This window comes from Mesorhizobium sp. M5C.F.Ca.IN.020.29.1.1 (assembly GCF_003997375.1).
Lineage (GTDB): Bacteria > Pseudomonadota > Alphaproteobacteria > Rhizobiales > Rhizobiaceae > Mesorhizobium > Mesorhizobium wenxiniae.
Genome location: NZ_RZSW01000575.1, coordinates 1 through 3,828 on the forward strand (window position 1 = coordinate 1; position 3,828 = coordinate 3,828).

The 3,828-nt window shown below is 62.1% G+C and carries 4 protein-coding genes and 1 pseudogene; 2 read left to right on the forward strand and 3 right to left on the reverse strand.

Annotated features, from left to right (window positions below; genetic code table 11):
- A partial coding sequence (locus EOA85_RS29910) for a C45 family peptidase (protein WP_127212150.1) occupies positions 1 to 1,149 on the reverse strand: 1,149 nt, incomplete at its 3' end.
- 135 nt (positions 1,150 to 1,284) lie between these two features.
- On the opposite strand from EOA85_RS29910, the gene EOA85_RS29915 reads away from it, so the two are divergent.
- A complete protein-coding gene (locus EOA85_RS29915; RefSeq protein ID WP_164759971.1) occupies positions 1,285 to 2,217 on the forward strand; it encodes a GntR family transcriptional regulator in 933 nt (310 codons plus the stop codon).
- Positions 2,218 to 2,335: 118 nt separating this feature from the next.
- Here EOA85_RS29915 and EOA85_RS29920 read toward each other — a convergent pair whose 3' ends face one another.
- Positions 2,336 to 2,521: a hypothetical protein gene (locus EOA85_RS29920; RefSeq protein WP_036267210.1), complete on the reverse strand. Its 186-nt coding sequence runs from the start codon at positions 2,519 to 2,521 to the stop codon at positions 2,336 to 2,338.
- 303 nt (positions 2,522 to 2,824) lie between these two features.
- Between EOA85_RS29920 and EOA85_RS29925 the strand changes: the two genes are divergently transcribed.
- Complete coding sequence (locus tag EOA85_RS29925) at positions 2,825 to 3,259, forward strand: hypothetical protein (RefSeq protein ID WP_082982175.1); 435 nt, start codon at positions 2,825 to 2,827, stop codon at positions 3,257 to 3,259.
- A 184-nt stretch (positions 3,260 to 3,443) separates the two neighbouring features.
- On the opposite strand, the pseudogene EOA85_RS29930 reads toward EOA85_RS29925, so the two are convergent.
- Positions 3,444 to 3,828, reverse strand: a pseudogene (locus EOA85_RS29930) (phosphoglycolate phosphatase); the annotation flags it as partial.

The window sequence follows — 3,828 nt, forward strand, 5'->3', positions numbered from 1 at the left end:
CCGTGCGGGCACTGCCTTCTCCGCCCGCTCGAGGATCTCGTCTTCGATGGTGAGCTCGTAGCGGGTGAATTCACGGTTCTTGGCCGGCAACGGCGCGATCTCCATGACGCCGGCGGCTGGTTCGAAGACGATCATCGCCACCGTCGCCGAGAGATTGCCGCCTTCCTTCCTGATCTGCGGGCGACACACGCTGAACGGCGAAGCGAAGTTGTCGAACAGCGCTTCCTTCAGGTCGTCGATGGTTATGTCTCCATGCCGCGCCGACAGGTGCCGGCGCACGCGGTGGTCGCGATAGAGACTGTCCGGCACGTCGCGAAGTCCGGTTTCGCGCAGCTTAGACAACGCCACCGGGCTCTGCCAGTGATTGGCGTGGACGATCATGTCGTTGTCCGAATAGATGGTGAAGACCTCGTCCGGGGCGCATTCGAAATTGGCCGTGAACCCTTCGGCGGTGCTCAGGATCATGTTGTTGGAACCGGATTTCGGCGTCGTCGCCACCACCTTGATGGCATGGGCGAAATGCTGCGCTTCAAGAGCCCGGCGCCGGATGAAGGGAAGCGGAATTCCGATCCCGCGATAGTCGCGGTCCGATTCGAGATAGTTCGCGGTGATGCCGATACCGGCCGAGTTGAAGCCGCTGCGCGCCAGTCCGCCGGCTTCGGTGAAGGTGAGGAGGTCCGGCCCGTCCGTTCGCCGGATGCGCAACACCACCGAGGTCTCGGCGCATTCGGCCTTCCAGTCCCAGTTCTGGCCATGGATGAGCCTGCCGTTCCGGGTTGCCTCCGGCAGGATCGCCGCGCCCGTGCAGCCGTCGGGCTCGTCGTCGGAAATGCCTTTCTCGCGCCGGGCGAGCTGCAGGATTTCGGTACGCGCATTGACCAGGACGATCGAGGACAGGTCGACATTCGCGCCTGACGCAATTCCTTCCATTTCCTCGACGAGATCGGGCGCCCATTGCCGCAAGCGGGGCAGGAAGATGCCGGAGAACCGCCCGACATCGTCCGGCCTGAAGCCGAAACGGTCGAGCTGAGCGGCATAGAGCGCCACCGAAGCGCCGATGCGCCCGCGCGCCTGTTCGCCATAGGCCATGCCGCGCGCTCTCGGCGCTCCATCGATCTCGACAAGCGGAAACGGTGCGACTGTTGTCATCAAGCGGAAGCCTCAAACTGGTGTGAGTTCGGATACTAATGCATTTTGATTGAATGAAAAGCAGGAAAATTCGCTAGATTGCCAGTTCGAACTGCGTGGCGCATATCTATAATGCGAACGCTTGAGGAAGTGCCTATGAACGAAACGATGATCGACCGGCCGGCACGCAGCGAGGCGGCCAGTCCGCTGCAGATCGATCTGGCGCGGCGGATCCTGGAGCGGATCAGGGATTCAGGCTGGACGGTCGGAACCCGCGTCTCGGTGCCGGACCTTGCCCGCACGTTCGGCGTTTCGCGTTCCCCCGTCAGCGCGGCGCTGGAACTGCTGGTCGCCCAGGGCATCTTAAGTCCCTTCGAGACGAGGGGGCTGCAATTGGCGCGCGATGTCGCCGACCTCGACCCGGAGGATATCCTGCCCAGCTCTCCGCTCGAGGAGCTTTACCGCAGGATGATGCGGGAGCGCGCGCTTGGCCAACTGCCCCAGGAGGTGTCCGAGGCGGAATTGATGCCGCGCTATCAGGTGTCGCGCGGCGTCGTGCGCAAGCTCCTGCTCCGCTTTGCCGCCGAAGGGCTGGTGCAGCGCCTGCCGGGGCATGGCTGGCGTTTCGCCGACACACTTGTCGGCGAGGACGCCTACCGGGAAAGCTATGAATTCCGGATGGCCGTCGAATGCGCGGCGCTGCGGTCGCCCATGTTCAATGCGGGTCCTCAGCAGCTGGCGCCTGTCCGGCGCGCTCACGAGCGCATCCTGGCGATCGTGTCGACGGGCAAGACACTGATCGGCGGCGACGAATGGTTCCGGATCAATGCATCCTTTCACGAAGGGCTCGCGGCCTGCTCCGGCAACCGGTTCCTGGCCGATGCGGTGCGCCAGCAGAACAATCTGCGCCGGTTGCAGGAATCAGCGGGTTTCGAGGAATTGCCGGCGGAACGCATCGAGCAGTCCTGCCGGGAACATCTGGCCATTCTCGATGCCGTCGAAGCGGGCGAGATCGAATGGGCCGAGGCGCTGCTGCGCCAGCATCTACGGCAGGCATCCGAGTTCGCTTCGCCACAGCGCTCGATTTGATGCCTGCCGGCGACGGCATCGCGCATGCTGCCCACTCGGCCGCGCAATGCCCCGACATCCGGCACTGAGCGATCTGGAACGAGCGTCTCCCCGATTCGCTTGACGCCAATCCGCTCCGTCAAATGTCGGGATTGGATGCTTTAGGACCGATTTTCAGCGGCGCATCATTTTCATCCGGATTGGGGACGGGAGCTTCGTCGGGAAGTCTGTCCGGATCCGGCTCACGTACAGGCTTCGGTTCAGGAAATGGCGGTGGCGTGGGCGCCGGAGTGGGCGTTGGTTCGGGAGTGGGAAGAATGGCCATGGTGTGATTTCCTTCCGCTCGCTGCACTCTGCCTTGGCGGGTCGCCGACGTCCGCCGGATTTTTGAGGCCTACCCGTTTCGACCGGTTTCGCTCTAGGGGCCGATGCACGCAGAACGACCACGCTTGCCTATGGTTCCGATGGGAGCCTCCGATGACCCCGCAGGCATTGAGCGCTCATGACAGGACGGCGCCGTCAGAAAAGTGATCGAATGGTCCGCGCATAAGGGCCTTGTCGGCGTCGTGGAGCGCCATAATTTCCATTTCAGGGTGGGACGAACTCACCTGCTGAATAGGAGGCGGCCGTGAAGCACCAGACACTTGACCAACTGCATACCGTTGCCGACGTTCACGCTGAAGCAACAGACCTCGTAGCGACCCGAAGCCAGCGTCTCGAACGTTGGGCGAAACTGCTGGAGAAAAATCCCGATCGGCGTCTCGAAGCGCTGACGGGCACCGAATATAAGTCCCCTGAGATACGCGAAAAAATGCGTTACAACGACTCGCCTCTCACGGTTGCCTTCGAGGACCCAATCTTTCGTGCGCAAGGCTTGAGAGATGACACCTACGGTGAAGCTAGGCGCTTCTTCGAACTGACTGACTGGCAGTTGCACGAAATTGTCTGCCACTGCCATGTCGGCGCCACGATACGAGCGCGATGGGCTGCCTCTCGCGTCCGTGCGGCAATGTCCGAGAGGTTCGGTTTCTTCGCCTGGCTGCGAGGAACATTCATGCATTGACGCTAGGGCATTCACGCTGCCGGCATTCACACTAGGGCCGGCATGTTCGGGTGATAGAGGCGGCGAAGCGATTTTCACGCCTCGCATCAGTGGTCGTTGATGTGCGGATATGCCGTTCGGCGGCGATCCGCCATCGGCGAAGGTCGATACAATTGCGCCTCGATACGACAGGCATGGGCTGATTTCAGTCGGCAGGCGCCGTGTAGCGGCGATGGACCGCTTCCGCGATGGCGGCGCGGCTTCTATGCGGATCGAGACTCTCGTCATCCTCGATGACAGCCGCTTCCTCCGCAAGTCCCTGGTCCTTGACCTGATCGCGGAACCAGGCCGAATAGTCGCCCGCGCGCAAGTGATGCTCCCAAGTGCGGTCGTCGATCCCCTCGGCGATATGGAGGAACATCATGAGATTTTGGGCTTTCAGGTTGAGCTTGCCGTCCGCGCCGCGGAAATAGAAACTATTGTCGCCAAGATCACCCTCGGCATACTTGCGGATATGGCGCTTGCGTTCCTGCCGGGGACGCTCGATCGAGATCGGTCTTGCGGGATCGCATGTCGACCGGTTCCAATAC

Excerpts from the sequence above, each read along its gene's own strand:
- EOA85_RS29920 (WP_036267210.1), bottom strand. The coding sequence starts at position 2,521 with ATGGCCATTCTTCCCACTCCCGAACCAACGCCCACTCCGGCGCCCACG.
- EOA85_RS29915 (WP_164759971.1), top strand. The coding sequence starts at position 1,285 with ATGAACGAAACGATGATCGACCGGCCGGCACGCAGCGAGGCGGCCAGT.